We start from the raw sequence: 26868 nt of genomic DNA on the forward strand, positions 1-26868 counted from the left end.
GGGAACTGCGCGAGGCGGAGGGTACCCATCCGCAAGATCGCGACGCAGGACAATGACCTGCACTTGATCGCGACCTTGCGGACGTGTTTTGCGCTTGTCGCGCAGTTCCCCGCGCCCCTGGTGGTGCTGCCCCTTGTTTCCGGGTCCACCCGGTCGCGTGTCGCGTGGCTAAATGTCAGGGTTGGGGTGATTTGCGATATAGCTGGACCCGACCCCAGGAGGCCCGACATGGCGCAGCCCCACACTCCCACGCCCGCAGATCTGCAGAAGAACGTGACGGAGGCGCAGCCGAGCGGTGAGCGTGGGCGGACGGCGCTCGCGGTCGGCGTGGTGGAGAAGATCGCCGGGATGGCCGCCCGTGAGGTGGCCGGGATCCACGCGTTGGGGTCGGGGTTCTCGCGGACGTTCGGGGCGATGCGGGACCGGGTGCCCGGGTCGAAGTCGAGTGTCGGGCGCGGGATCAAGGCGGAGGTGGGGGAGAAGCAGACCGCCATCGACATCGCGCTGGTGGTGGAGTACGGGGTGGTGATTCCGCGGCTGGCCGCGGAGGTGCGGTCGAACATCATCGAGGCGGTCGAGCGGATGACCGGCCTGGAGGTGGTCGAGGTGAACATCGCCGTGAACGACGTCCATCTGCCCGACGAGCCGGACGAGGAGGAGGAAGAGGAGCCCTCGTCCTCCGCGCGGCGTCCGCGGGTGCAGTGAACTTCCCTGACAGTGACCGACCGCTGAGGAGTGGTGGATGAACCTGGCGTTGGTGGGCCTGCTCGCCGGCATGGCCCTCGGATTCGCCGGCTACTTCGGCGGTTTCGCCGCGTTCCTGCTGGTCGCGGTGTTGGGTGCGGTGGGTTTCGTGGTGGGTCGGCTGATCGAGGGGGACCTCGAACTCGGTGACCTCGGCGAGTTGCTGCGCGGCCGGGACCGGCGCCGCTGATGGCGGTCGCTCGGCCGCCCGCGCAGCGCGGCAGTGAGCAGATCGCCGACCGGGTGTACCGGCGGATCGCGGCCCGGGCCGCCGCCGACGCGCTGGCCCCGGCGTGGCAGGACCGTCCGGAGCCCGCGCCGCGGCCGAAGGCGTTGGCGCTGTACGCGCACGGCCGGGTCCGGTTGACGCTGCACGTGGAGCTGCCGTTCCCGTGCGACGTGGCGGCGCTGGCCCGGACGGTGCGGGACGCGGCGTGCACCCGGGTGGCCGAGCTGACCGGCACCACCGTCGTCTCGGCCGAGGTGGTCGTGGACCGCCTGCACCCGGCGGCGGCGCTGCGGTGAGCGGGTCGACGCAGGCGGCGGAGGTGCGCAGGCGCAGCGCGGGCCGGTGGCTGCGCTCGGAGCGCGGGGTGGTGACGGCGCTGGTGGTGGCCGTCGTGGTGGTGGCGGCCGGGACGCTGCTGTACGACGCGATCGCGGTGCGCTCCGGCGGGCAGGCCCGGGCGTGGCGGCGGGATCTGGCGCACCAGTTGGCGACCCGGCACCTGGACGACCCGTGGGTGCTGGGCTTCGCCGCCGGGGCGGTGCTGCTGGGTCTGGTGCTGCTGGCGTTGGCGCTGCGGCGGGGGCTGGGCCGCTGGCTGGCGTTGGAGCCGCGCGGGACGGCGATGCACCGCAGTGCGCTGGCCGCGATGCTGTCCCGGCGGGCGCAGAAGCGTGCCGACCTGCACTCCTGGCAGGTGAAGGTGGGGCGGTGGCGGACCCGGGTGACCGTCGCGGGCACCACCGATCCGGCGGGGGTGGAGCAGGACCTGCGGGCCGAGCTGGCCCGGATTCCGCTGGCCGGTCCGCACCGGCTGGACGTCCGTACCCGGCCGGTGCGGGAGCGCGGTCACCACCGCCGGGAACTCGCCGAGTTGGAGCCGCCCCGATGAGCCGAGGTGCCGTCAATCGATCGATCCTGGCCGTCGTCGGGCTCCTGCTGCTGGTCGGCGGGGCGCTGGTGCTGCTCGGCGGCCTGGACGTGTACCGGCACCTGGGGGTCACCCCGCCGCACTGGTGGCCGCTCACCTCGCCCGACCAGCCGGTGCTCAGCACCGCCAGCCGCACCCGTTGGACGGATCGCGACTGGTGGTGGCCGGTGGCGATCGGGGTGCCCGCGCTGCTGGTGCTCGGCGGGCTGTGGTGGCTGTTCTCGCAGCTGCGGCGCGGCGGCCCGGCCGGTGTCGACCTGCCGTCGCCCGCCGCGCCCGGGCAGCCGCACTTCGCGCTGCACGTGCGCAGCCGGGCCGTCGAGGACGCGATCGAGACGGAGACCATCGCGTTCCCCGAGGTCGACCGGGTCACCGTCCGGGTCACCGGCGCCGCCCGCCGCCCGGAGATCCGCACCGCCGTGCGGCTCACCCCGGACGCCGACACCGCCGCCCTGATCGACGCCTACCGCACCGGCCCCGTCGAGCACGCCCGCCACTCCCTCGGCCTCGCCACCCTCCCCGCCGAGCTCCGCCTCCGCACGGCCCGCCCCCGCAAGGACCGCAGCAAGGCCCCGCGCGTGCGCTGAAGCAGGGCGGGCGGTGGGCATGCGGAGGGCCGACCGTCGCCCTGGCGCAGCCGGTCGCGGCATGAGTGGGCGGGAGAGGAGCTAGAGGCCCCGGGTGGCTCCGCCGTCGATCGGGAGCATCAGGCCGGTGAGGTAGGAGGCGGCGGGGGAGAGGAGGAAGGCGGCGGTGCGGCCGAATTCGGAGGGGGTGCCGTAGCGGCGGAGGGGGATGGTGGCGGTGGCGGCCTCGCGGGCGGCGGTGGGGTCGGGGGCGAGGGAGTCGAGTTCGCGGACGCGGTCGGTGTCGATGCGGCCGGGGAGCAGGCCGAGGACGCGGATGCCGCGCGGGCCGAGTTCGTCGGCGAGGGTCTTGGCGGCCATCGCGAGGCCGGGGCGCAGGCCGTTGGAGATGCCGAGGTTGGGGATGGGCTGGCGGACGGAGGTGGAGAGGACGAAGGCGATGACGCCGCCGGAGGGGAGGCGTTCGGCGGCGGCGCGGGCCAGCCGGATGGCGCCGAGGAAGACCGAGTCGAAGGCCGCTCCCCAGGCTTCGTCGCTGGCGGTGGCGATCGGGCCGGCGGCGGGGCCGCCGACGCTGATCAGCATGCCGTCGAAGCCGCCGAAGCGGCTGGTCGCGGCGTCGATCAGGCGCTGCGGGGTGGTGGGGTCCGCGTTGTCGGCGACCACGCCGTACGCGTGGTCGCCGAGGGCGTCGGCCGCGGCGGCGACCGAGGCCTCGGTGCGGCCGGTGATGACGACGCGGGCGCCTTCGGCGACCAGCTGTTCGGCGGTGGCGCGGCCGAGTCCCCGGGTCGAGCCGGTGACCACGTACACCTTGTCCTTGAGTCCGAGATCCATGCGGACCATTCTGACCGGTCAGCCCACCGGGATGCCGGGGTTGACCAGAGCGGCGGGGCCGGTGACGGTGTTGTCGGCGGTGACGGTGACGGGGCAGGAGCCGCGGTCGTAGTTGGTGACGTCGATCGCGTACTTGGCGGCGTTGGTGCCGCTCGCGCCGGTGAGGTCGGAGCGGTTGCCCCGGAAGACGGTGCCGCAGCCCCAGCCGGGGTACTGGGTGTGGGTCTGGTAGCCGTCGTTCATGGTGCGGACGCCGGTGTTGTTCTCGACGACGTAGCCGTTGCCCTTCACGTCGACCCACGAGTCGTCGTAGTTGGCGCCGGTCAGGCCGTTGCCGTCGAAGCGGTTGCCGGAGACCAGGCCGCCGGTGGTGCCCTCCTTGAGGTCGATGTTCTCGCCGCCGATGTTCGGGCCGATCACGTTGTCGAGGATCTGCACGTAGTCGCTCTTGTCGGTGAGCGTGTTGGCGGTGCCGACGTACACGCCCTCGCCCTTGCCGTCGCGGGCGGTGCCGGTGTCGTGGACGGCGGAGTCGCGCAGCACGCCGTGGCTGGAGGAGCTGCGGAAGTGCACGCCCTCCATGGTGGTGTGGTGGACCGTCACCCCGGCGAGCACCACCCAGTCGGAGGCGTCCAGCACGATGCCCTTCTGCGCGTGCGTGACGGTGATGCCCCGGACCGTCCAGTAGGACGCGCCGTTCAGGGACAGGCCGTAGCCGCCGCCGGTGGAGGTGGAGAGGATCGCGCGGGGGGAGCCGGTGAGGGTGATCCGGGCGTTGGCGCTCCCCGGAGTGGTGATCTTGAAGTTGCCGGTGTAGGTGCCGTCGGCGAGCTGGATGGTCCGGCCGGGGACGGCGGCGTTCAGGGCGGCCTGGAGTTCCTTGGCGGTGGAGACGGTGACGGTGTCGGCGGCGCCGGCCGGGGTGGGCAGCAGGGCGAGGACGGCGGCGCCCAGGCACAGGGCGAGGGCGCGGCGGGTGCGGTGCGTCATGGGCGCTCCGGGAGGGGGGAGGGACACCTGCATGGTCAATGTGGACTGGACCAGTGCGGCCGTCAATGGCTCCGGGCCGAGCGCCGCCGCGGCCGGGCGTCAATGGCGCGCGGCCGGGAACCGTTCGAAGATGGGGGGACCGGACCACCCACCCGAGGTGCAGCCCATGGAAAGTCGGCGGTTGCCGAACATCGACGGTGTCGCGGCCGCGCTGGTCGACGGCGACGGTCTCGTCGTCGGCTGGACCGCCGCCGCCGAGCAGCTGCTCGCGCTGGACGCCGCGCAGGTCACCGGGCACTCGGTCCGCGAGCTGCTGGCGGACGGCGCCGACGAGCACGAGTTCGGCAGCGGGGCCGGCGAGGTGCGGCTGCGGACCGGCAGCGGCGACCCGCTGGAGGTCTCCTACCAGGTGCTGCCGCTGGCCGGGGAGGGCGGCGCGGTGCGGGCCCTGGTGCTGGCCACCCCCGCCGACACGGTCGCCCGGCGGCGGCAGGACGAGGCGTTCACCCGGGAGCTGTTCCTGCAGGACCAGCTCGGCCTCGCGGTGTTCGGCCCCGACCTGCGGCTGCTGCGCACCAACACCCACCTGCTGCCGTTCACCGGCCTGCCCGCCGGACTGGCCGGGAGCAAACTGCACGACTACCTCCAGCCCGAGGACGCCGACGCCGCCGAGGCGATCCTGCGGCACGTGATGCTCACCGGGGAGCCGGTGGTGCGCACCGCGCTGCGGATCCGCCCGCTGGACAATCCCGGCGGCGGGGCGGTGATGGAGATCCAGGCGTTCCGGCTGCAGGCCCTGGACGGCGCGGTGATCGGCGTGACCGCGCTGTTCGGCGACGTCACCGAGCTGCACCGCTACCGGCGCCGGGCCGACGTGCTGCACCGGGCCACCGCCGCCGTCGGCGGCTCGCTGTCGGTGGCCGGCAACGCCGAGGACCTGGCCGGGGTGCTGGTCCCCGGGCTCGGCGACCGCGCCGAGGTGGACATCGCCGAGGCGGTGTTCGCCGGCGACGAGCCGCTGCCCGGGGCCGACGGCCGGCTCGCTGTCCGCCGGACCGCCACCGCCGGGCCGCCGCGCGCCGACGACCGCCCGCTCGGCCCGCTGGGCAGGGAGACGCTCGGCGCGCCCGCCGGGGCGACCCCCGACCCGCCGTCGATGAGCGCCCCGCTGCAGGCCCGCAGCGGCCCGCTCGGCCGGGTCACCGTGCACCGCGATCCCGACGAGGGCCCGTACCAGAACGAGGACCTCGACCTGCTCCGGGAGATCGCCGCCCGGGCCTCGCTCGCGCTGGACAACGCCCGCCGCTACACCCGCGAGCACCGCGCCGCCGTCGGCCTCCAGCGCAGCCTGCTGCCGCCCGCCGAGACCGTGGTGCCCGCCGCCACCACCGCCAGCGTCTACCGGCCCACCGACACCGCGACCGGCGTCGGCGGCGACTGGTTCGACGTCATCCCGCTGTCCTCCGCCCGGGTCGCCCTGGTGGCCGGCGACGTGGTCGGCCACGGACTCCAGGCCAGCGCCACCATGGGCCGGCTGCGCACCGCCGTGCGCACCCTCGCCGACCTGGACCTGGAGCCCGACGAACTGCTCGTCCACCTGGACGACCTGGTCTCCCAGCTGGTCGTCGAGGGCAGCGAGGAGGAACGCGAACGCGGCGTCGCCGACCCGTCCGGGGCGACCTGCGTGTACGCCGTCTACGACCCGGTGGCCGGGATCTGCCAGGCCGCCAGCGCCGGGCACCCGCCGCCCGCGCTGGTCCACCCCGACGGGCGGGTGGAGTACCTGCCGGTCAGCCCGGGGCCGCCGCTGGGCGTCGGCGGGCTGCCGTTCGAGACCGCCGAGTGCGCGCCGCAGGAGGGCAGCGTGCTGGCGCTGTACACCGACGGGCTGATCGAGGGCGGCAACGGCGGCGACGTCGACGAGGGCATGGAGCAGCTGGCCGCGCAGCTGGGCGAGGCCGACCTGCGCGGCGACCTGGCGGCGGCGGGGCGGGCGATCGTCGCCGAGATGGCCACCGCCGGGCAGAGCGACGACGTGACGCTGCTGCTGGCCCGGCTGCACCCGGTGCTGCCGGAGGACACCGCCGCCTGGACCATCGAGGCGGACCCGTCGGCGGTCGCGGAGGTGCGGGAGGCCGCCAGCCGCACCCTGGAGCGGTGGGGGCTGGGCGAGCTGGTGTTCACCACCGAACTGGTGCTCAGCGAACTCGTCACCAACGCCATCCGGTACGCGGGCGGGCCGGTGATGGTGCGCCTGATCCGCTCCTCGGTGCTGACCTGCGAGGTGTCCGACCCGAGCGCCACCCAGCCGCGGATGCGCCGGGCCCGGCTCACCGACGAGGGCGGCCGCGGCCTGTACCTGGTCGCCCAGCTCACCCAGCGCTGGGGCAGCCGCTACACCCGCACCGGCAAGACCATCTGGGCCGAGCAGCGGCTCGAACCGCCCGCGCTCAACTGGTAGCGCCGACCAGCTCGTTCGCCTCCGCCGGCGTCGCCCGGTGCTGCTTGGCCTCGCGGCGGGCCAGCACCACCAGGCCGACCGGGATCAGCGTGGTGAACAGCCACCACTGGATGGCGTACGCCATGTGCGGGCCGATGTCGGAGTGGCCGGGCTCGCCGAGCAGCGTCGGGGCGGCGGACGGCGCGGGCCGGGTGGAGACCAGCTCCAGGTAGCCGCCGAGCACCTGGCTGCCCGAGTACGTCGCCTGCTCCGCGCTGTTGATCACCCGGAACATCCGGTCCGGCAGGCCGCCGCGGTTCTTCGCGCCCAGCGCCGCGTACGTCTCGTCCGCGCGCAGCCGCCCGGTGACGGTCACCTCGCCGTCCGGCGGGGCCGGGACGGCGGGCAGGCTGGCGGCGTCCGCGGCGGAGTCCACCCAGCCGCGGTTGACCAGCACCGAGCCCTTGCCGTCGGCCAGCACCAGCGGGGTGATCACGAAGTAGCCGATGGAGCTGCCGCCCGGCTCGGTGCGGCCGCGGATGACCACCTCGTGCGCGGGGTCGTAGTGCCCCTGCGCGGTGACGTTGCGCCACACCTCGCCGCCGGGCACCGTCCAGCCCGGGGAGGACAGCGAGTCGAAGGCGACCGGCGGGCTCTCCAGGTTCCGGGCCACCAGGTCGTTGCGGGCCACCCGCGCCTCGTGGCGGTGGTACTGCCAGAACCCCAACCGGATCATGGTCGGGACCAGCACCAGCGCCACCAGGACGATGACCGCCCAGCGCGCGGACAGCAGGAATCGGTACACACCGGGCACGCTAGTCCTCCTTACCGCCGCGTCACGCACCGGGGTGCGGCGCGACCTCCCGCAGCAGTTGCAGGAACGCGTCCTCGCCGACCACCGGCGTGCCCAGCTCGCGGGCCTTGCGGGCCTTGCCGCTCCACGAGGTGGGCTCGTTGGTGACCAGCAGGCTGGTGAGCCGGCTCACCGAGGAGGCGATGTGCAGGCCCGCCTCGATCGCCCGGTCCTCCAGCAGTTCGCGGTCGGTGGCGGTGTCGCCGGTGATCGCCACCCGCATGCCCTGCATCAGCGGCGAACCGTCCTGCCAGCGCCCCGGGTTCGGGTACGGGCACGGCGGGCGCTTGCGGGCGGGCCGGTAGGAGCTGCCCCAGGAGCCGCGGGTCGGCCCGGCCGGGGCGCTCTCGCCGAGGTCGGTGACGGCCACGCAGGCGGTCAGCGGCAGCGGCACGCCGCCGTCGCGGGCCAGCGCCAGCGACGGGCGGAACACCTCGGCGAGCACCCGGGCGTCGTCCAGCGCGTGGTGCGCCTGGCGCTGGCTCACCCCGAAGTGGGCGGCCAGCGAGGAGAGCTTGCCGTTCGGCAGCGGCAGCCGCAGGTCGCGGGCCAGCACCATGGTGCACAGCCGCTGCTCGACCGGGGCGCGCAGGCCCGCCCGGGAGAACTCACGGGAGATCATGTTCCAGTCGAAGAGCGCGTTGTGCGCGACCATCACCCGGTCGCGCAGCCGCTCGGCGAACTCGGCGGCGACCTCCGGGAAGGTCGGCGCGCCCGCCAGGACGTCGCTGGTCAGGCCGTGGATCCAGACCGGGCCCGGATCCCGCTCCGGGTTGACCAGGGTGTACCAGTGGTCGGTGATCTCGCCGGCCGGGTCGAGCTGGTAGACGCCCGCCGAGATCACCCGGTCCGAGCGCCCGAGTCCGGTGGTCTCCACGTCGACCACCGCGAAGCCGCGCCCGGCGCCCCCGCCGGGGCCGGTGCGCTGTGCCGGGAGCGGCGAGGTGGGGAATGGCGCGTACATAGCGCACCACTTTACGGGGAACAGCGGACGGCTCCGGCCGGAACGGTCACCCGGACGGCCGTTCTACAGTGGCGTGCGGGTGCGAACCTGTGCGCCCGACCCCCGTTGCGAAGGACTCCCTCATGCGCGCCACCGTGATCCACGGACCCCAGGACATCCGGATCGAGGAGGTGCCCGACCCCCGCATCCAGCGGCCCAGCGACGCCGTGGTGCGGGTGCTGAACGCCTGCATCTGCGGCAGCGACCTGTGGGCGTACCGCGGCGTGTCCCAGCGCCGGGCCGGCCAGCGGATCGGGCACGAGTTCCTCGGCTTCGTCGAGGAGGTCGGCCCCGAGGTGCGCGATCTCACAGTCGGCGACCTGGTGGTGGCCCCGTTCGTCTGGTCGGACGGCGTGTGCGAGTACTGCCGCGAGGGCCTGCAGACCTCCTGCCCGCACGGCGGGTTCTGGGGCATCCCCGGCTCGGACGGCGGCCAGGGCGAGGCGGTCCGGGTGCCGTTCGCGGACGGCACCCTGGTGAAGCTGCCCAAGGAGGCCGCCGGCGACGAGAAGCTGCTGCCCGCGCTGCTGGCGCTGTCCGACGTGATGGCGACCGGGCACCACGCGGCGGTGTCGGCGGGCGTGCGGCCCGGCGCGACCGTCGCGGTGGTCGGCGACGGCGCGGTCGGCCTGTGCGGCGTGCTCGCCGCCCGCCGGCTCGGCGCCGACCGGATCATCGCCCTCGGCCGGCACCCCGGCCGCACCGCGATCGCCCGCGCCTTCGGCGCCACCGACGTGGTGCCCGAGCGCGGCGACGCGGCGATCGAGGCGGTGCGCGAACTCACCGGCGGCCGGGGCGCGCACGCCGTGCTGGAGGCCGTCGGCACCGAGGAGTCGATGCGCACCGCGATCTCCGTCGCCCGCGACGGCGGCGGCGTCGGCTACGTCGGCGTGCCGCACGGCGGCAGCGCGGGCGTCGACATCCGGCAGATGTTCGACCGCAACGTGCGGGTCGGCGGCGGCGTCGCCCCCGCCCGCGCGTACATCCCCGAGCTGCTGGCCGACGTGCTGTCCGGCGCGATCGACCCGGGCCCGGTGTTCGACCGCACGGTGGACCTGGACGGGGTGCCCGACGGCTACCGGGCGATGGACGAGCGGACGGCGCTGAAGGTGCGCATCGCGTTCTGATCCCCGTCTCCCCCGACCGGGGCGGCCGAGACCGGCCGCCCCGGTCCGGTGTTTCCGGCCGCTTTCGGTCGGATCGTGCCAGGACCCTTCTCGCGGCCGTGCACCGGATCTACCATGCTCCGCACTCCGCACGACACCGATCCTGCCCGTCCGATCGTCCGCCGCACCGAAGACGTCAGGAGGCACCGCGTGACACCCCCGCCCGAGACCGTCCCGGAACACTTCACCCGCATCGAACAGTCCGCCGAGTTCCATCAACTGCGCAGCTCCTTCCGGAACTTCGCCTTCCCGGTCACCGCCGGATTCGTGCTCTGGTACCTGCTGTACGTGCTGCTGTCCTGCTACGCGCCCGGCCTGATGGACACCAAGGTGGTCGGCAACATCAACCTCGCCCTGGTGCTCGGCCTGCTCCAGTTCGCGTCCACCTTCGCCATCGCCGCGTGGTACGCCCGGCACGCCGGGCGCCGCCTCGACCCGCACGCCGCCGTCATCCGGGGGCACGCCGAGGCCATGGCCGCCGCCGCCACCGTTGAGCGGAGCGCCGAATGATCCAGCTGGCCAGCTCCGCGAGCGAGCACCGCACCCTGATCATGTCGCTGTTCGGGGTCTTCGTGGTCGCCACCCTCGGCATCACCCTGTGGGCCGGCCGGCAGACCCGGAACGCCGCCGACTTCTACGCCGGCGGCCGGGCCTTCACCGGTTTCCAGAACGGCCTGGCGATCTCCGGCGACTACATGTCCGCCGCGTCCTTCCTCGGCATCGCCGGACTGATCGCCCTGTTCGGCTACGACGGCTTCCTGTACTCCATCGGCTTCCTGGTGGCCTGGCTGGTCGCCCTGCTGCTGGTCGCCGAACCGCTGCGCAACTCCGGCCGCTACACCATGGCCGACGCGCTCGCCTTCCGGATGCGCCAGCGGCCCGTCCGCACCGCCGCCGGCCTGTCCACCATCGTGGTGTCGATCTTCTACCTGCTGGCGCAGATGGTCGGCGCCGGCTCCCTGGTCGCCCTGCTGCTCGGCGTCAGCGGCGACGGCGCCAAGCGCTGGACCATCGTCGCGGTCGGCGCGCTGATGGTGATCTACGTGACGGTCGGCGGCATGAAGGGCACCACCTGGGTGCAGATCGTCAAGGCCGTGCTGCTGATCGTCGGCGCCGCGCTGATGACCGTCCTGGTGCTGGCCAAGTACCACTTCAACCTGTCCAGCCTGCTCGGCGCCGCTTCCGACGCCAGCGGCAAGGGCCACGCCTTCCTCGAACCGGGGCTCAAGTACGGCCTCACCGGCACCACCAAACTCGACTTCCTCAGCCTCGGCCTCGCGCTCGTCCTCGGCACCGCCGGGCTGCCGCACATCCTGGTCCGCTTCTACACCGTGCCCACCGCCCGGGCCGCCCGGAAGTCCGTGCTGTGGGCGATCGGCATCATCGGCGTCTTCTACCTGATGACGCTCGCCCTCGGCTTCGGGGCCGCCGCCCTGGTCGGCCCGAAGACCATCAAGGCCTCCAACGCGGCCGGCAACACCGCCGCCCCGCTGCTCGCCGAACAGCTCGGCGGCGGCGCGGGCTCCACCGGCGGGGCCGTGCTGCTCGCCGTGATCTCCGCCGTCGCCTTCGCCACCATCCTGGCCGTGGTCGCCGGACTCACCCTGGCCTCCTCCTCGTCCTTCGCCCACGACCTGTGGGCCAACGTCATCCGGCGCGGGAAGGCGAGCGAGAAGGAGGAGGTGGCGAGCGCCAAGCTGGCCGCCGTCGCGATCGGCGCCATTGCCATCGTGCTGTCGATCTTCGCCGACAAGCTGAACGCCGCCGCGCTGGTCGCGCTGGCCTTCGCCGTCGCCGCCTCCGCCAACCTGCCCACCCTGCTGTACTCGCTGTTCTGGAAGCGGTTCAACACGGCCGGCGCGGTCAGCGCCACCTACGCCGGACTGATCACCTCCGTCACGCTGGTGGTGTTCTCCCCGGTGGTCTCCGGCAAGGCCACCTCGCTGTTCCCGCACAGCGACTTCCACTGGTTCCCGCTGGAGAACCCCGGCCTGGTCTCCATCCCCGTCGGCTTCCTGGCCGGCGCGGTCGGTGCCTGGCTCGCCCGGGAGAAGGCCGACCCCGCGAAGTACGCCGAACTGGAGGTCCGTTCGCTCACCGGGCTCGGCGCCGACTGACCGGTCGCGGCCCGGTTAAGCTGGCCCGGCTGCCGACCGGCGGCCGGGCCGGTGCGGCCCTTCGAGGAAGGGCGGGACCGGGATGCTCCTCGACACCTACGGACGGCAGGCCGTCGACCTGCGGGTCTCGCTGACCGACCGGTGCAACCTGCGCTGCACCTACTGCATGCCCGAAGAGGGCCTGAACTGGCTCGGCAAGCCCGAACTGCTCACCGACGAGGAGATCGTCCGGCTGGTGGGCCTGGCGGTCGGCACGCTCGGCGTGCGGGAGGTCCGGTTCACCGGCGGCGAACCGCTGCTGCGGCCCGGGCTGGTCTCCGTCATCGCGGCGTGCGCGGCGCTGGAGCCCCGGCCCGAGATCTCGCTCACCACCAACGGCATCGGGCTGGCCCGGGTGGCGACCGGCCTGCGGGACGCGGGGGTCGACCGGGTCAACGTCTCCCTCGACACCCTCGACCCCGAGACCTTCGCCCGGCTGACCCGCCGGCGGCGGCACGCGGACGTCCTGGACGGGCTGGCGGCGGCCGAGGCCGCCGGGCTGCGGCCGGTCAAGCTCAACGCGGTGCTGATGCGCGGCGTCAACGACCACGAGGCGCCCGACCTGCTGGCCTGGGCGATCGAGCACCGCTACCAGCTCCGCTTCATCGAGCAGATGCCGCTGGACGCCCAACACGGCTGGGACCGCTCGCGGATGGTGACGGCCGAGGAGATCCTCGCGCTGCTGCGCACCCGGTTCACCCTGGAGCCCGAGCCGTCCGCCGAGCGCGGCGCCGCCCCCGCCGAACGCTGGCTGGTCGACGGCGGCCCCGCGACGGTCGGCGTCATCGCCTCCGTCACCCGCCCGTTCTGCCGCGCCTGCGACCGGACCCGGCTCACCGCGGACGGCCAGGTCCGCAACTGCCTGTTCGCGACCGGGGAGACCGACCTGCGCGGCGCGCTGCGCGCGGGCGCGAGCGACGCGGAGCTGGCCGAGCTGTGGCGCGCCGCGATGTGGGGCAAGAAGGCCGGGGCGGGCATCGACGACCCGGAGTTCCTTCAGCCCGAGCGGCCGATGTCGGCGATCGGCGGCTGACCGGCGCCCGTCGCGTGCGGCCAGTGCGGCACCGGCGGTGACGGCCGGCGCAGGCGGCGCTCCGCGGCCTCCGCCAGGATCTCCCGGCGCGCCGACTCCCGCTCCCGGGGCCGGGGTTGGAAGAGGGCGGGCGCGCACCGGGCGTGCTCCTCCCAGCGGTCCTGCCAGAACTCGACCGTCCAGCCCGGCCAGCGCCCCGGCATCTCGTACGCCTCCGGCACCGCGCCCGACGTCCACCAGCCGACGCGGCGCCGCACCGGGTCGAGGTGCACGCCGGCCTCCGCCGCGAGGCGGCACACGCCGTGCTCCGGGGCGTCCGCCAGCCGGTCGAGCAGGGCCGCGCCCTCGCGGATCGGGTGGTCGCCGATGTTGGCCACCACGAAGGACCGGCCCGGGCCGAGCGTCACCACCGCGGCCATCGGGTCCGGATCCGCCAGGTCCTCGTCGTCCGGAGCCAGCAACGGCCCCGGGCAGAGCGGGCTCTCGCGGTCCCGCACGAACTCCGGGTCCAGCCCGAGGTGGGCCCGCACCTCGGCGTTGCCGTCGTACAGCCAGCGCACCTCCCAGCCCGCCCACGCCTCGCGCAGCAGCTCCAACGCCGCCGCCCGCCGCCGAAGCCCGACCGTCGGGCCCTCCCAGGCGAACAGCAGCAGCACCTTCCGGCCGAGATCGATCAGCGCCGCGCCCTGGCAGATCCCGTCGTCCAGCCACCAGTCCTCCCGCCGCAGCCCCTCGACCGTCGCGAGGGTGTCGGCCGGGCCGGCGAGGAGGTCGAGGTCGATGCCGACGGCGCCGAAACGGGACAGGTACAGCTCGAACTCGCCGCTCTCGCGGACGATGACGAAATTCGCTCGGTCGGCCATGGGAGGAGGATGGCGCGGGCCGGGCGGTCGCCGCCACGGAATTCGCGCTAGCCGAGGAGGGTGAGCGCGGTGGCGGCGCGGTCGGCGACCCGGGTGGCGGTCAGTTCGCGCAGGTAGCTGCGCAGGGTGTCGATGGTGCGGTTCGGGTCGGGGAGGGCGAGGAACTCGGCTGCGGCGGTGGGCAGTTCGGCGGACGGGGTGGCCACGGCGTGCAGCACGGCGGTGGCCGCGCGGTCGATCGGGGCGGAGGAGCGGACGGCGGCGGCCAGGGCGGCGTCCCAGCTGTCGGGGCCGTGTCCGTGCAGGTGGAGCATGGCCTGTTCGAGCGGGACGCCGGGGTGGGACGGGTCGGCGGCCTCGGCGAGGGCCTCGCGGGCGGCCTGCCAGCGGCGCTGCCGGCGCAGGACGGCGGCCAGGGTGCAGCGGACCTCGGTCAGGGACGGGTCGCGGGCCAGGGCGGCGGTGAGGTCGGTGACGGCCTCGTCGAAGCGGTCGGCGGTGAGGTGCAGGTCGGCGCGCTCGTAGCGGGCGAACGTGTCGTCGGGTTCGAGGGCGAGCGCGGCGTCGAGGTCGGCGAGGGCCTGCGCGGGGCGGCCGGCCTGGCGGTGGGTCTGGCCGCGCCGGGCGAGGGCCTCGGGGAAGGCGGGTTGGATGGCGAGGGCGGCCGTGAAGTCCTCGACGGCGAGGTCGAGTCGGCCGGTGAACCGGTGGAGCTCGCCGCGTGCGCAGCGCGCCCAGGGGTTGGCCGGGTCGGCGGCGATCGAGCGGTCCAGGTCGGTGCGGGCCTGGTCCGGCCGGTCGGCCTGTTGATGCAGCACCGCCCGATTGAGCAGCGCCCAGGCGGCGTCGGGATCGATGGCGAGCGCGGCGTCGAAGTCGGCGAGCGCCGAGTCCGGGGCGTTGGCCATGGAATGGGCTGTACCGCGGCAGGTGAGGGCCTCGACGCTGGCCGGGTCGAGCGTCAGCACGGTGGTGAAGTCCTCGATCGCCTCGGGCAGGCGGCCTGCCAGGTGGTGTGCCAGCGCCCGTTGGTGGCGGATCCAGACGTTCGTCGGGTCGAGGGCGAGGGCGGCGGTGAAATCGGCGAGGGCCTGGTCGAGTCGGCCGGCGACGCGGTGGACTTCGCCGCGTTCGGCCAGGATCAAGGCGTTCGTCGGGTCGATGGCGTGGGCGGCGTCGAGGTCGGTGAGGGCCTGGTCGAGTCGGTCGGCCAGCCGGTGGACGGCGCCCCGTTCGTACAGCGTCCAGCGGTTCGCCGGGTCGATGGCGTGGGCGGCGTCCAGATCGATGAGGGCTTGGTCGAGCCGGTCCATCAGGCGGTAGGTCTGCCCGCGCCAGGAGAGGATGGTGGCGTTTCCGGGGGCGAGGGCGTGCGCGGCGGTGAAGTCGGTGAGGGCCCGGTCGAATCGCCCGGCGGCGTAGTGGGCCATGCCTCGTTCGGACAGCGCGTGAACGCTGTCGGGGGCGAGCGCCAGGGCGGCGTCGAGGTAGGGAAGTGCCTCGTCCGGTCGGTCGGCCATGCGCTCGGCCATGCCCCGGAGGCAGAACGTGTCGACGTGGTCAGGGTCGGGGGCCACCGACGTCGCGCGCGCGGCGACGGCCTCGGCCAGCCGGTCGGGGTATTCGTGGGCCTCGGTGGCGAACGGGGTGCGGGCGAGGGCCGCGTCGAGGTCGGTCAGGGCCAGGTCGTGGTGGCCGAGGAAGGCGTGCACCCGGCCGCGTTGGACGAGTGCGGGCAGCAGGCCGGGGGCCAGCGACAGTGCCTGGTCGAGCAGGGCGAGGGCGTCGGCGTCCTGTTCCCGAAAGACGAATTGCTGGCCCTGCCAGGTCATCGCCAGAGCGCGCAGGCGGGCCGGCAGGCCGGGGGCGGCCAGGGCGGACAGCAGGACCTCGGCGGGCGCGGGCCCGGTGACGGCGTCGCGCAGCCGGTCGGCCCAGGCGAGGAGCGCGGGGTCGGCGGTGTCGCGGGCGGCGAGGTCGAGGGTGTCGGCCCAGGCGGTGAGGGAGTCGGGGGTGCGGCCGGCGGCGTCCGCGAGGCGTTCCAGGGCGAGCGGCAGCCGGGTGGACGGGTCGGCGCAGAGCAGGTGGTAGGTCTCGTCGAGCAGCCGGCGGGGCCCGGCGGAGGCGGCGTGGTGCTCGGCGAGGCGGGCGTGGGCGGTGCGCCAGGCGTGCGGGGCGCGGACGCGGTGGTGGCGCAGCAGGCTGGTGCGGACGACGGCGTGGTAGTGGTGGGCGTCGCCGTGGGCGGTGACGAAGGGCTGGTCGAGCAGCCAGTCCCAGCCGGCGGCGTCCGCGTCGTCCACGGCGAGGCAGAACAGGTCGCGGTCGAGGCGCGGCGGGAGGGCGGCGGCGAGGACGGTCGCACGCAGGGACGGTTCGGGTATCCACTGGAGGAAGCGCTGAACCGCTTTGTCGACGGCGTCCGTTCCGGCGTCCGCGACCTCCTCGGCGGAGTGCGGGTCGGTGCTCGCGAGGAGCGTGAGCAGCAGCGGCAGCCCGAGCGACATCCGGACGATGGCCTCGACCGCGTCGGGGGCCTGCACGCCGCGGCCGGCGAGGAGCTCGCGGGCCTCCTGTTCGGTGAAGGCGTCGAGGGCGACGTCGACGACGGCGGGGCGCAGGTCGGCCCAGTCGCGTTCGGCGAGTTCGTCGCGCCCGGCCAGCACGATGATCACTTCGAGCGGGACGTCGCCGTAGCCGCCGTTGATCAGTTCGCGCAGCCAGCTGTCGAGGTGGCGGCCGGTGATCTCCCAGGTGTCGAGGAAGAGCACCACCCAGGGGGCGGGCCGGCGGTCGCAGAGCCGGGCGAGTTCGGTGACGAACGCCCGGCTGAGGGTGGCGAGTTCGGAGTCGCCGGTGGGCCGGCGGCGGCGGACGGTGGCGAACAGGCGGTCGGTGCCCTCGGCGACGGTCTCGGGGGTGGTGAAGGCAGCGGCGCCCGGTGCCAGGGTGTTGGCCGCGCCGAGGGCGGCGTGGGCGACCACCCGGGCGGGCAGCGAGGGCAGGTCGGACGGCGCGGACCGGTCCCGGCGGTACTGTTCGAGGGCCCGGTCGAAGTCCTTGAACGGGGCGTTCTCGGTGGCGAGTTGGGTGGCGAGCGCGGCCATCGCGGTGTCGACGCCCTGGACGTCGGTGTCGTCGATCAGGGCGGTGCGGCCGCCGGCCCGGCGGGCGGTCTCGCGCCACTGGGCGATCAGCGTGGACTTGCCGATGCCGCCGACGCCCCGGACGTGGAACAGGAAGTCGGCGGGGTCGGGCCCGGCCTCCGGGTCGGGATCCCGGCGGAGGTTGTCGGCGAACAGGGCGAGCTGCGCCCGGCGTCCGACGAACTGGGAGTCGACCCGGCGGCGCAGCGCCTCCGCCCGGGACATCCGCCGTGCACCACCACGAGACAACGCATTCCCCCCGCCCGCCGATGTGCGGACCACGCTACCGCCGGTCAGGAGGTGAAGGGCTCGGTCTCCTTGAGGAAGCCGCGGACGGCGAGGAACTGGCTGAGCGAGTCCCGGTGTTCGTCGCAGGCCAGCCAGGTCTTGCGGCGGTCGGGGGTGTGCAGCTTCGGGTTGTTCCACCGGATGGACCAGGTGGCGGATTCGCGGCAGCCCTTGGCCGAGCACTTCGGGGGGCCGTCGGGGCCGGTGGGGGTGCCGAAGAGGCTGTGCGGGGTGTCCATGGTCCCCGATCCTATGCCGGGGGCATAAATGGTTCCGTGCCCGGGCATGACGACGCCGGGCAGCCACGGGGGGAGCTGCCCGGCGTCGGTCTGTCGCTCCGACGGGGGATGCGGAGCGCTCTGGAAGTATGGCACGGCGAGGGGCCAGGAAGCTCCTCCGTCCGGTGATTAATTTGAGGATCGTCTGAGCTTTCTGCCCGTCATACCGTCACATCAACGGTCATATCGGACAGCGCAATTGAGGGATTCTCAGTCCTGTGGCCGGTTCTCGGCGGTGGCGGCGGCCGCCCCGCCGCCGCCCGTGCCGCCGGGGCCGAGCATCAGCGGGGTGTCGGGGGAGAAGGCGAAGGTGGACGGCAGGCCGGGCGCGCGCTCGCGGCCCGCGTTGGCGATCAGCACCGCGAAGTACGGCAGCAGCACGCCGCCGGCCAGCGCGGCGAAGGCCAGCCAGCGCTGCACGTCCCACAGGATGACGGCGAGCAGCACGCACACCGTGCGGATCAGCATGGAGATCACGTACCGGCGCTGCCGGCCGCGGACGTCCTCGGTGAGGCTGCTGCGGGCACCGGTGATCCGGAAGACCTGGTCGTCGTCCGCGCTCTTGCGCATTGTCCATCCATCCTCGGTCGGTTCCGGCCTTACGACCGACCACGGTAACCCCGCTGACGCCGGAGCGACCCACGCGGGGTCGGTCCGGCGGTCAGGCGGTGCGGCGCAGGTACTGGACGGGTACGGCGTCGGTCAGCCAGACGCCGTTCGCGGACACCCGGAACTCGTGGCCGGCCCGGGCCATCGCCGCCGCGTCGACCTCCAGGACGACGGGGCGGCCGTGCCGGGAGCCGACCCTGACGGCCGTCCCGGTGTCGGCGGAGAGGTGGACGTCCTGCCGGCTCATCGGGCGCAGGCCCTCGGCCAGGATGTACCGGAGGGTGCGCTCGGCGGTGCCGTGGAACAGCACGTCGGGCGGGGTGGTCGCGGGCAGGCCGAGGTCGACCTCGACGGTGTGGCCCTGGCTGGCCCGGATCGCCGCGCCGTCCTCGGAGTAGGCGAAGCGGCGCTTGTTGTTGGTGGCGACCACGTGGTCGAGCTCGGCGCGGGTGAGCGGCCGGTGGTGCCGGGCCAGCGCGGCGAGCAGGGTGTCGACGGGCACCCAGCCCGCCGCGTCCAGGGAGACCCCGATGGCGCCCGGGTCGTGCCGCAGGATGCGGGAGAGCATCTTCGAGGTCCTGACGGTGCGCTTCTCGTCCATTCGGGGCCCCCTCGGGCGGTCGGTCGGCCGGTCAGGAGGCCTGACTGACCGAGCTCATGTTGAAGTCGGGCACGCGCACCGGCGGCATCGCGGCCCGGGTGAACCAGTCGCCCCACTCGCGGGGCAGGCAGCGTTCGGTGCGGCCCGCCTCGGTGATCCGGCCGAGCAGGTCGACCGGGGACTCGTTGAAGCGGAAGTTGTTGACCGCGCCGACCACTTCGCCGTTCTCGACCAGGTAGACGCCGTCCCGGGTGAGGCCGGTGAGCAGCAGGGTGGCCGGGTCGACCTCGCGGATGTACCAGAGGCAGGTGAGCAGCAGGCCGCGCTCGGTGCGGGCGACCATCTCCTCCAGGGTGGGCGCGTCGGGCGCGGAGGTCTCCAGCACCAGGTTGTCGATCGGCGGGGTGAGCGGCAGGCCGGTCAGGCCCGCGGAGTGCCGGGTGGTCAGCAGGTGGGCGAGGCGGCCGTCGCGCAGCCAGTCGGTGCCGGTCAGCGGCGCGCCGTTGTCGAACACCGAGTCGTTGTCGCCGGAGGCGTGCGCGAGCACGAACGGCGCGGCCTGGATGCCGGGTTCGGCCGGGTCGGAGCGCAGGGTCAGCGGCAGCGGGCTGAGCTGCTCGCCGATCCGGGTCTCCCCGCCGGGCTTGGAGAACACCGAGCGGCCCTCGGCGGCGTCCCGGGCGCCGGACGACCAGGACATGTACACCAGCAGGTCGGCGACGGCGGACGGGGACAGGATGGTCTCGTAGCGGCCGGCCGGCAGGTCGATCCGCTTGCGGCCCCAGCCGAGGCGGCGGGTCAGGTCGGCGTGCATGGCGGCGAGGTCGACGTCCGCGAAGTCCTGGGTGGAGGCGCCCGCCCAGGCGGAGCCGGACAGGTCCGCGGTCTTCGCGTTCAGCTCGACGGCGCCGGTGGGCTGGTCGTGGCGCAGCCGCAGGCCGGTGGAGCTGCCCAGGTAGGAGGAGGTCAGCTCGTGCCGGGCGAAGCCGTAGAGCAGCTCGCCGGCCGCCCGGGCGCGGGCGAAGGCCTCGCCGAGGGCGGGCGCGAAGGCGTCGAACACGCCGATGTCGGTGACCTGCGGGGCCTCGGTGAAGCGCGGGTCGGCGGGCCGGCCGGTGATCAGCGGCTGGGCGTCCTCGGCGGGTTCGGCGGCCCGGGCGGCGGCCTCGGAGGCGCGCACCAGCTGCTCGACCTCGTCGAGCGTGACGGCCTCCTGGGCGACCACGCCGGCGGCGGTGCCCTGCGCGCCGTTGACGGTGGAGATGACGGTGAGGCGGCGGCCGCGGGTGACGCCGTTGGTGGTCAGCGCGTTGCCGGCCCAGCGCAGGTTGGCGGTGGACTCCTCGTCGGCGATCACCACGCAGCCGTCGGCGCGGGACAGTTCGAGGGCGCGTTCCACCAGCTCGTGGGGGTGCGTGAGGGACATCAGTGACCCGCCTCCTGCTGGGTGTTGAGCACGTTGACCTGACGGAACAGCGCGGACGGGCAGCCGTGGCTGACCGCGGCGACCTGGCCCGGCTGGGCCTTGCCGCAGTTGAAGGCCCCGCCGAGCACGTACGTCTGCGGGCCGCCGACGGCGCTCATCGAGCCCCAGAAGTCGGTGGTGGTGGCCTGGTAGGCGAAGTCCTTGACCTGGCCGGCGAGTTCGCCGTTCCGGATGGCGTAGGCGCGCTGCCCGGTGAACTGGAAGTTGTAGCGCTGCATGTCGATCGACCAGGAGCGGTCGCCGACGATGAACAGGCCGTTCTCCACCTGCGAGATCAGACCCGCGGTGTCCGGGCCGTCGGCGGCGGGCTGGAGCGAGACGTTGGCCATCCGCTGCACCGGTACGTGCGCCGGGGAGTCCGCGAACGCGCAGCCGTTGGAGCGCTCGAAGCCCTTCAACCGGGCCATCGGACGGTCGAGTTGGTACCCGACCAGGACGCCGTCGCGGATCAGGTCCCAGGACTGGGTGGCGACGCCCTCGTCGTCGTAGCCGATGGACGCCAGGCCGTGCTCGGCCGTCCGGTCGCCCGTGACGTGCATCAGTTCGGAGCCGTACTTCAGGCTGCCGAGCTGGTCGAAGGTGGCGAACGAGGTGCCCGCGTAGGCGGCCTCGTAGCCCAGCGCGCGGTCCAGCTCGGTGGCGTGGCCGATCGACTCGTGGATGGTCAGCCACAGGTTGGACGGGTCGATCACCAGGTCGTAGCGGCCCGCCGTGACCGACGGCGCGGCCATCTTCTGCGCCAACAGCTCGGGCAGCTCCGCCAGTTCGGCGTCCCAGTCCCAGCCCGTCCCGCGCAGGTACTCCCAGCCGCGCCCGGCCGGCGGGGCGATGGTGCGCATCGAGTCGAACGCGCCGGTGCGCTCGTCCACGCTGGTGGCCTCCAGCCACGGGTGCAGGCGCACCCGCTGCTGGGTGGTCACGGTGCCCGCCGTGTCCGCGTAGAACTTGTTCTCCTGCACCGTCAGCACCGCCGCCGACACGTGCGAGACGCCGTCGGCGGCCAGCAGCCGCGACGACCACTCGGCCAGCAGGCCGGTCTTCTCCGCGTCCGGCACGTCGAACGGGTTCACCTCGTACGCGGAGACCCACTCGGCGTCGGGGTACACCGGCTCCGGGGCCAGCTCCACCCGCTCGCCCGACCCGGCCGCGCGGCTGATCCCGCCCGCCAGCCGGGCCACCGCCACCGCCTGCTCGGCGACCGCCGCGGCGGACTGCGGCGTCAAGTCCACACCGGCCGCGAAACCCCAGGCGCCGTCCAGCAACACCCGGACGGCGAAGCCCAGTTGCACGGTGTCCGAGGAGCCGGACGGGCGGGCGTCACGCAGCCGCCAGGCGGCCGAACGGACCCGCTCCAGCCGGAAGTCGGCGTGCGAGACGCCCAACTGCCGGGCCCGCGACAGGGCCGCGTCCGCCAGCGGACGCAAGGGGTACGAGAGGAACTGAGGGTCCAGCGCGGAGGGGGGCATCGGGCTCCCTGGATCGAGGGTTCAGGTGCGGCGGGCCGCCCCCGGCCGAGGGCGCACCCGCTCGCATCATCCTCGGCCGCAGGGCGCACGGCCAGCAAATATTCACCGCGCCGCCCTTGTCGCCCCGTCAGCCCGACGCTATGCCAGTACCTCCCACCAGCCGTCCGGCTCCGGCGGGTTCGCCACCTCCACCCGCTCCCCGGGACGCGGCACCGCCAGCGCCACCCCCTGCGCCTTCGCCTCCGCCAACAGCCGCTCCACCGGCTCCGCCCAGCGGTGCGGCGCCAGGTTGAACGTGCACCAGTGCACCGGCAGCAGCAGGCCGCCGCGCAGCTCCAGGTGCGCCCGGACGGCGTCCTCCGGGGTCAGGTGGATGTCCGCCCAGGCGTCGTCGTACGCGCCGATCGCCATCAGCGCCGCGTCGAACGGGCCGTGCTGCTCGCCGATCCGGGCGAAACCCTCGAAGTAGCCGGAGTCGCCGGTGAAGAACACCTTCCGCTCCGGCCCCGCCACCACCCACGACCCCCACAGCGTCGGGTTGCGGGTGAGACCCCGGCCGGAGAAGTGGTGCGCGGCCGTCAGCGTCAGCGTCAACTCGCCGAGCGTGCACGTCTCGTCCCAGTCCAGCTCGATGATCCGGTGCTCCGGCACGCCCCAGCGCCGCAGGTGCCCGCCGATGCCCAGCGGCACCGCGAACGGCGCCGACTGCAGCTCCACCAGGCGGCGCACCGTCGCCATGTCCAGGTGGTCGTAGTGGTCGTGCGAGATCAGCACCGCGTCCACCGGCGGCAGCGACTCCAACTCCACCGGCACCGGGTGCAGCCGCTTCGGGCCGGCCAGGTGCGACGGCGAACAGCGCTCCGACCAGATCGGGTCCACCAGCACCCGGCAGCCGTCCAGCTCCAGCAGCGCCGACGCGTGCCCGTACCAGGTCACCGCCACGCCCCGCGACGCCTCGGCCGGCAGCTCCGGCACCGCCAGCGGCACCGGGCCGGTCGGCACCCGGCCCTCCTTCTCGAACAGCATCCGGCGCAGCGTCGCCCCGTCCGGACGGCCCGGCGCGCCCGCCGACACCAGCGACGGCGCGTTGTGGAACACCCCGTCCCGGTACTGCGGAGACATCCGCACCCGGGAGTCCGACCGGTCCGGACGCCGCCCGAACTGCGCCGGCAGCTCCCGCAACGCCCACGCCGCCGCACCCGCCACCGTCAGGGCCGCCACCGCCGCCAGCGCCCGGCGACCCGCCCGGCCAGGGAGTGCACCACTCATCGCGTCCGCTCCGATCGGCTCGCTCGAAATCGGCGCCCCGGACTCTCCGAAGCACCCCCGGGGCAACGGCCGCCACCGGCCCGGCGTTCCCCGCGCCCGACCCGCACCCGGATTGTCGGGATGCGACAGAACTCGCCCCGCAAGACCTGTCGAAGGCCGCTTCGCCCGAGCTCGCACCCTACCGATAGCGTCACAGGTGGCTACGCGTGCGATCGGCACGCGCACATCGAGTAGGGAAGAGGTGGACCGTTGAGCCGCTCGGTACTGGTCACCGGAGGTAACCGGGGCATCGGCCTCGCCATCGCCCAGAGCTTCGCCGAGGCCGGCGACAAGGTCGCCATCACCAGCCGCAACGGCGAGGTGCCGGCGGAGCTCGCCAAGTACGACGTCCTCGCGGTGCGCGCCGACATCACCGACACCGAGCAGGTCGACGCCGCCTTCACCGAGATCGAGGCCGCCCACGGCCCGGTCGAGGTCCTGGTCGCCAACGCCGGCATCACCAAGGACACCCTGCTGCTGCGCATGTCCGAGGACGACTTCACCTCCGTCCTGGACACCAACCTCACCGGCACCTTCCGGGTCGTCAAGCGCGCCTCCGCCAAGATGCTGCGCGCCCGCAAGGGCCGGGTCGTGCTGATCTCCTCCGTGGTCGGCCTCAGCGGCTCCACCGGCCAGGCCAACTACGCCGCCTCCAAGGCCGGCCTGGTCGGCTTCGCCCGCTCGCTGGCCCGCGAACTCGGCCCCCGCAACATCACCGTCAACGTGATCGCGCCCGGCTTCGTCGACACCGACATGACCGCGGTGCTCAGCGAGGAGCGCCGCAAGGAGATCGTCTCCGGCGTCCCCCTGGGCCGCTACGCCGCCCCCGCCGAGATCGCCTCGGCCGCGCGTTTCCTGGCCTCCGACGAGGCCGCCTACATCACCGGAGCCGTCATTCCCGTGGACGGCGGATTGGGCATGGGTCACTGACCATGACTGGAATTCTCGAAGGCAAGCGCATTCTGATCACCGGTGTGCTGATGGAGTCCTCCATCGCCTTCCACACCGCGAAGCTCGCCCAGGAGCAGGGCGCGGAGATCATCCTCACCGCGTTCCCCCGGCCCAGCCTCACCGAGCGCATCGCCAAGAAGCTGCCCGAGCCGGTGAAGGTCCTGGAGCTCGACGTCTCCAACGCCGAGCAGCTGGCCGGCATCGCCGACCAGGTCCGCGAGCACCTGCCCACCCTGGACGGCATCGTCCACTCCATCGGCTTCGCGCCGCAGGACGCCCTCGGCGGCAACTTCCTGGACACCCCGTGGGAGTCCGTCGCCACCGCGATGCAGGTCTCCGCGTACTCGCTGAAGTCCCTCACCACCGCGCTGCTCCCGCTCATGCAGGACGGCGGCTCGGTGGTCGGCCTCACCTTCGACGCGCAGTTCGCCTGGCCGCAGTACGACTGGATGGGCCCGGCGAAGGCCGCGATGGAGTCCACCAGCCGCTACCTCGCCCGCTACCTCGGCGAGCGCGACATCCGCTGCAACCTGATCTCGGCGGGCCCGATCGGCTCGATGGCCGCGAAGTCGATCCCCGGCTTCCCGGACCTGGCCGCCACCTGGGACACCCGCTCGCCGCTCAAGTGGGACGTCTCGGACCCGGAGCCGGCGGCGCGCGGGGTTGTCGCGCTGCTGAGTGACTGGTTCCCGAAGACGACGGGCGAGATCGTGCACGTGGACGGTGGGCTGCACGCGATCGGTGCCTGAGCAGTCCCTTTCGGGGCTCGGGGAGTTGTGAGGCCGAGCTGTTGGTGGTCGGGGACGGTCGTGGAGGGGACCCGAAACTTCGGGACCTTTCTGCGCCCCGTTGATCACCAGCAGTCTCGGCCCCGCCGTTCCCCGGGCCCCTGGGTGATTGCCCTGCCGGCCGCCTTCGCGGCACTTTCCGGGTCGCCGGACTTGATGGCGTCGAGGATGTCGGCGTGCGGGACCCAGCGGTGGGGGAGGAGGTCGGGGCCGACGTCGTGGCGGAGGTGGGCGAGGAGGACTTCGCCCAGGTCGGCGTAGATGGCGGCGAGGACGTCGTTGTGGGCGGCGGCCACCACCGCGTGGTGGAAGGCGGCGTCGGCCTGGATGAAGTCCTCGGGGACGCCGGCGTGCCAGGCGGCGTCCCGGCGGGCCAGGGCGGCGTCGAGGAGTTCGAGGTCGCGGGGGGTGCGGCGGGTCGCGGCGAAGCCGGCGGCGGCGGTCTCCAGGGTGGCGCGGAGTTCGGCGACCTGGCCCTGGTCGGCGTCGGCGAAGCGGCGGTGCATGACGCCGGCGAGCTCGCTGGTGGCGAGGACGTAGGTGCCGGAGCCCTGGCGGATGTCGACCAGCCCGTTGTGGGCGAGAGCGCGGACGGCCTCGCGGATGGTGTTGCGGGCGACGCCGAGCTGGTCGACGAGCTCCGCCTCGGTGGGGATGCGTGATCCCACCGGCCATTCGCCGGAGGTGATCTGGGCCCGGAGTTGGGCGATCACCTGGTCGGAGAGCGGGGTGCGGCGAGTGGTCGACAGCGCCAAGGTCGGCTCCTTCTGTGGTCTACGTCATCAGGATACCGGGGCGACTTAAGTCATCCCATGATTCTATGATTGCGCCATGTCTACCGCAGCGGACCCCTCAGTAACCGAGACCGAGAGCCCCCGACCAGCCCCTCCGTCCACCCACCCCACCGCCGGCCCGCCGCCGGCGGTTCGCAGTGCCGGCGCCGTCCTGCTCGCCGTCGGCGTCGCGGCCGCCGCCGTCAACCTGCGTCCCGTGGTGACCAGCCTCGGTGCGCTGCTCGACCCGGTCCAGCAGGGGCTGGGGATGAGCGCCACGGTGGCCGGCCTGCTCGCCGCCGTGCCGCCGCTGTGCTTCGCGGTGCTGGGCGTGGCCGCCCCCGCGCTGGCCCGCCGGCTGGGGCCGATCACGGTGGTGGCGGCCGCGATGGGCGCCATCGCGGCGGGTGTGGTGGCCCGTTCGTTCACCGGCTCGACCGCGGTGTTCCTGCTGCTCACCGCGCTGGCGCTGGCCGGTGTGGCGCTGGCGAACGTGCTGCTGCCGGTGGTGATCAAGCGGTACTTCCCGGACCGGGTCGGTCCGATGATCGGCCTGTACTCGATGGCGCTGTCGGTCGGCACCTCGCTGGCCGCCGCCACCACCGTCCCGCTCACCCACGCGCTCGGCGGCTCCTGGCGGCTGGGCCTGGGCGTCTGGGCGCTGCCCGCGGTGCTCGCCCTGGCGCTGTGGCTGACGGTGCTGTTCGTCCGCCGCGAGAAGGGCGGCGCCCCGGCGGCGGCCGCGTCCGCGCCCGTCCGGCTGCCGATCGTGCGCAGCCGCACCGCCTGGGCGCTGGGCGCGTTCTTCGGCCTGCAGTCCACCAGCGCGTACAGCACCATGGGCTTCCTGCCGAAGATCTACCACGAGGCGGGCGTCTCGGAGTCCGCGGCGGGCGTGCTGCTGGCGCTGGTGATGGCGATCAGCGTGCCGATCTCGTTCGTGCTGCCGAACCTGGCCGTCCGGCGCGGCGACCAGCGGCTGTACGTGCTGGTGCTGGGCCTGTGCGGCATCGTCGGCTACCTCGGGCTGATGCTGGCGGCGGGCACCGTGCCGTGGCTGTGGGCGATCCTGGTCGGCCTGTCGATGTGCGCGTTCCCGCTGGCGCTGACCATGCTCGGCCTGCGCGCCCGCACCCCCGGCGGGGTGGCCCAGCTGTCGGCGTTCGCGCAGAGCCTCGGCTACCTGATCTGCATCCCGGGCCCGATCCTGATGGGCATGCTGTACGAGTGGACCGGCGACTGGTACCTGCCGCTGGGGCTGCTGGCGCTGCTGCTGGTGCCGCAGATCCTGGTCGGCCTGCGTGCCGCCCGGGCCCGGCACATCGAGGACGAGGTCGTCGGTTAG

The 26868-nt window shown here is 73.9% G+C and carries 26 protein-coding genes; 13 read left to right on the forward strand and 13 right to left on the reverse strand.

What is annotated here, in order from left to right; all coding sequences use genetic code 11:
• Positions 1-228 precede the first annotated feature (228 nt).
• Genes ACWEMJ_RS21925 through ACWEMJ_RS21945 form a run of 5 tightly spaced genes read left to right on the forward strand, consistent with a single transcriptional unit; the run spans position 229 to position 2488 of the window.
• The gene (locus ACWEMJ_RS21925) at positions 229-705 is read left to right on the forward strand and encodes an Asp23/Gls24 family envelope stress response protein (RefSeq protein WP_452138770.1); all 477 of its coding nucleotides are present in this window, start codon (positions 229-231) and stop codon (positions 703-705) included.
• A gap of 37 nt (positions 706-742) precedes the next feature.
• Positions 743-934, forward strand: coding sequence for a hypothetical protein (locus ACWEMJ_RS21930; RefSeq protein ID WP_452138771.1), 192 nt, complete (start codon positions 743-745; stop codon positions 932-934).
• Complete coding sequence (locus tag ACWEMJ_RS21935) at positions 934-1269, forward strand: hypothetical protein (RefSeq protein WP_452138772.1); 336 nt, start codon at positions 934-936, stop codon at positions 1267-1269. The genes ACWEMJ_RS21930 and ACWEMJ_RS21935 overlap by 1 nt, the downstream gene beginning before the upstream one ends.
• A 23-nt stretch (positions 1270-1292) precedes the next feature.
• Complete coding sequence (locus tag ACWEMJ_RS21940) at positions 1293-1862, forward strand: DUF6286 domain-containing protein (protein ID WP_452138773.1); 570 nt, start codon at positions 1293-1295, stop codon at positions 1860-1862.
• Positions 1859-2488, forward strand: a complete 630-nt coding sequence (locus ACWEMJ_RS21945; RefSeq protein ID WP_452138774.1) for an alkaline shock response membrane anchor protein AmaP — start codon at positions 1859-1861, stop codon at positions 2486-2488. The genes ACWEMJ_RS21940 and ACWEMJ_RS21945 overlap by 4 nt, the downstream gene beginning before the upstream one ends.
• Before the next feature lie 81 nt (positions 2489-2569).
• On the opposite strand, the gene ACWEMJ_RS21950 is transcribed toward ACWEMJ_RS21945, so the two are convergent.
• On the reverse strand, positions 2570-3325 hold the full coding sequence (locus tag ACWEMJ_RS21950; protein WP_452138775.1) for an SDR family oxidoreductase: 756 nt from the start codon (positions 3323-3325) through the stop codon (positions 2570-2572).
• Between the two features lie 18 nt (positions 3326-3343).
• Positions 3344-4315, reverse strand: a complete 972-nt coding sequence (locus ACWEMJ_RS21955) for a right-handed parallel beta-helix repeat-containing protein (protein WP_452138776.1) — start codon at positions 4313-4315, stop codon at positions 3344-3346.
• A 181-nt stretch (positions 4316-4496) separates the two neighbouring features.
• Here ACWEMJ_RS21955 and ACWEMJ_RS21960 point away from each other — a divergent pair, with 181 nt between their 5' ends.
• Positions 4497-6776, forward strand: a complete 2280-nt coding sequence (locus ACWEMJ_RS21960) for a SpoIIE family protein phosphatase (RefSeq protein WP_452138777.1) — start codon at positions 4497-4499, stop codon at positions 6774-6776.
• Here the strand turns inward: ACWEMJ_RS21960 and ACWEMJ_RS21965 are convergent.
• Entirely contained in the window at positions 6766-7560 is a 795-nt protein-coding gene (locus tag ACWEMJ_RS21965) for an SURF1 family cytochrome oxidase biogenesis protein (RefSeq protein ID WP_452138778.1), read from the reverse strand. The two genes, ACWEMJ_RS21960 and ACWEMJ_RS21965, sit on opposite strands and share 11 nt — an antisense overlap.
• A 31-nt stretch (positions 7561-7591) precedes the next feature.
• Complete coding sequence (locus tag ACWEMJ_RS21970) at positions 7592-8572, reverse strand: DEDDh family exonuclease (protein ID WP_452138779.1); 981 nt, start codon at positions 8570-8572, stop codon at positions 7592-7594.
• A 122-nt stretch (positions 8573-8694) separates the two neighbouring features.
• Between ACWEMJ_RS21970 and ACWEMJ_RS21975 the strand changes: the two genes are divergently transcribed.
• From ACWEMJ_RS21975 to moaA, 4 genes are all read left to right on the forward strand, one after another.
• Positions 8695-9738, forward strand: a complete 1044-nt coding sequence (locus tag ACWEMJ_RS21975) for a zinc-dependent alcohol dehydrogenase family protein (protein WP_452138780.1) — start codon at positions 8695-8697, stop codon at positions 9736-9738.
• A gap of 189 nt (positions 9739-9927) precedes the next feature.
• On the forward strand, positions 9928-10287 hold the full coding sequence (locus ACWEMJ_RS21980) for a DUF485 domain-containing protein (protein WP_452138781.1): 360 nt from the start codon (positions 9928-9930) through the stop codon (positions 10285-10287).
• Complete coding sequence (locus tag ACWEMJ_RS21985; protein ID WP_452138782.1) at positions 10284-11894, forward strand: solute symporter family protein; 1611 nt, start codon at positions 10284-10286, stop codon at positions 11892-11894. The genes ACWEMJ_RS21980 and ACWEMJ_RS21985 overlap by 4 nt, the downstream gene beginning before the upstream one ends.
• A gap of 82 nt (positions 11895-11976) precedes the next feature.
• Positions 11977-12966 (forward strand): GTP 3',8-cyclase MoaA, encoded by a 990-nt coding sequence (gene moaA, locus ACWEMJ_RS21990; protein WP_452138783.1) that lies wholly within the window; start codon positions 11977-11979, stop codon positions 12964-12966.
• Here the strand turns inward: moaA and ACWEMJ_RS21995 are convergent.
• The 8 genes from ACWEMJ_RS21995 to ACWEMJ_RS22030 form a co-directional block, all read right to left on the reverse strand.
• Positions 12930-13829, reverse strand: coding sequence for a hypothetical protein (locus tag ACWEMJ_RS21995; RefSeq protein WP_452138784.1), 900 nt, complete (start codon positions 13827-13829; stop codon positions 12930-12932). The two genes, moaA and ACWEMJ_RS21995, sit on opposite strands and share 37 nt — an antisense overlap.
• Positions 13830-13876: 47 nt before the next feature.
• A complete protein-coding gene (locus tag ACWEMJ_RS22000; RefSeq protein ID WP_452138785.1) occupies positions 13877-17200 on the reverse strand; it encodes a tetratricopeptide repeat protein in 3324 nt (1107 codons plus the stop codon).
• A 68-nt stretch (positions 17201-17268) separates the two neighbouring features.
• Positions 17269-17502 (reverse strand): hypothetical protein, encoded by a 234-nt coding sequence (locus tag ACWEMJ_RS22005; protein ID WP_452138786.1) that lies wholly within the window; start codon positions 17500-17502, stop codon positions 17269-17271.
• A 249-nt stretch (positions 17503-17751) separates the two neighbouring features.
• Positions 17752-18111 (reverse strand): DUF3099 domain-containing protein, encoded by a 360-nt coding sequence (locus tag ACWEMJ_RS22010; protein ID WP_452138787.1) that lies wholly within the window; start codon positions 18109-18111, stop codon positions 17752-17754.
• Positions 18112-18202: 91 nt separating this feature from the next.
• Positions 18203-18751: an RNA 2'-phosphotransferase gene (locus ACWEMJ_RS22015; protein WP_452138788.1), complete on the reverse strand. Its 549-nt coding sequence runs from the start codon at positions 18749-18751 to the stop codon at positions 18203-18205.
• Between the two features lie 31 nt (positions 18752-18782).
• Positions 18783-20177, reverse strand: a complete 1395-nt coding sequence (locus ACWEMJ_RS22020; protein ID WP_452138789.1) for a metallopeptidase TldD-related protein — start codon at positions 20175-20177, stop codon at positions 18783-18785.
• Positions 20177-21703, reverse strand: a complete 1527-nt coding sequence (locus ACWEMJ_RS22025; RefSeq protein WP_452138790.1) for a TldD/PmbA family protein — start codon at positions 21701-21703, stop codon at positions 20177-20179. Before ACWEMJ_RS22025 ends, ACWEMJ_RS22020 begins: the two co-directional genes overlap by 1 nt.
• 138 nt (positions 21704-21841) lie before the next feature.
• Positions 21842-22972: an MBL fold metallo-hydrolase gene (locus ACWEMJ_RS22030; protein ID WP_452138791.1), complete on the reverse strand. Its 1131-nt coding sequence runs from the start codon at positions 22970-22972 to the stop codon at positions 21842-21844.
• A 249-nt stretch (positions 22973-23221) separates the two neighbouring features.
• Here ACWEMJ_RS22030 and fabG point away from each other — a divergent pair, with 249 nt between their 5' ends.
• Both fabG and fabI read left to right on the forward strand, forming a co-directional pair.
• Positions 23222-23941 carry a 3-oxoacyl-[acyl-carrier-protein] reductase gene (fabG, locus tag ACWEMJ_RS22035; protein WP_452138792.1) on the forward strand — a complete coding sequence of 240 codons (720 nt, stop codon included), beginning with the start codon at positions 23222-23224 and terminating at the stop codon, positions 23939-23941.
• 2 nt (positions 23942-23943) lie between these two features.
• Positions 23944-24711, forward strand: a complete 768-nt coding sequence (gene fabI, locus ACWEMJ_RS22040; RefSeq protein WP_452138793.1) for an enoyl-ACP reductase FabI — start codon at positions 23944-23946, stop codon at positions 24709-24711.
• Positions 24712-24815: 104 nt separating this feature from the next.
• Here fabI and ACWEMJ_RS22045 read toward each other — a convergent pair whose 3' ends face one another.
• Positions 24816-25505 (reverse strand): FadR/GntR family transcriptional regulator, encoded by a 690-nt coding sequence (locus ACWEMJ_RS22045; protein ID WP_452138794.1) that lies wholly within the window; start codon positions 25503-25505, stop codon positions 24816-24818.
• 76 nt (positions 25506-25581) lie between these two features.
• Here ACWEMJ_RS22045 and ACWEMJ_RS22050 point away from each other — a divergent pair, with 76 nt between their 5' ends.
• Positions 25582-26868 (forward strand): MFS transporter, encoded by a 1287-nt coding sequence (locus ACWEMJ_RS22050; RefSeq protein WP_452138795.1) that lies wholly within the window; start codon positions 25582-25584, stop codon positions 26866-26868.

The sequence above is a fragment of the Kitasatospora sp. NPDC004531 genome, assembly GCF_053602195.1.